We start from the raw sequence: 370 nt of genomic DNA on the forward strand, positions 1-370 counted from the left end.
GTCAAGCAGGAGATGAAGGAAACCGATGGCGATCCGCACATCAAGGCCCGCATCCGGCAGCAGCAGCGGGCCATGGCGCGTCGCCGCATGATGACCGAGGTGCCCAAGGCCGATGTGGTGGTGACCAACCCCACGCACTTCGCCGTGGCGCTGCGCTATGAGGAAGGCGGCATGGGCGCGCCGCGCGTCGTCGCCAAGGGAACCGAGGAAGTGGCCGCTCGCATCCGCGAACTGGCCGCCGAACATCGCGTGCCGATCCTGTCCGCGCCGCCGCTGGCGCGGGCGCTGCACCGGCACGTGGAGCTGGGGCATGAAATCCCGGCGGGCCTGTATACCGCCGTGGCCGAGATCCTGGCCTGGGTCTATCAAC

1 protein-coding gene is annotated in these 370 nt (G+C 68.9%); it reads left to right on the top strand.

Features of this window, described 5'->3' with window-relative positions; translation table 11 throughout:
• Positions 1-370, top strand: a 370-nt coding sequence (locus tag AC1DHL_RS30180) for an EscU/YscU/HrcU family type III secretion system export apparatus switch protein (RefSeq protein ID WP_478164391.1), incomplete at both ends; no start/stop codon positions are given.

The organism is Variovorax sp. 10L426 (assembly GCF_056395305.1).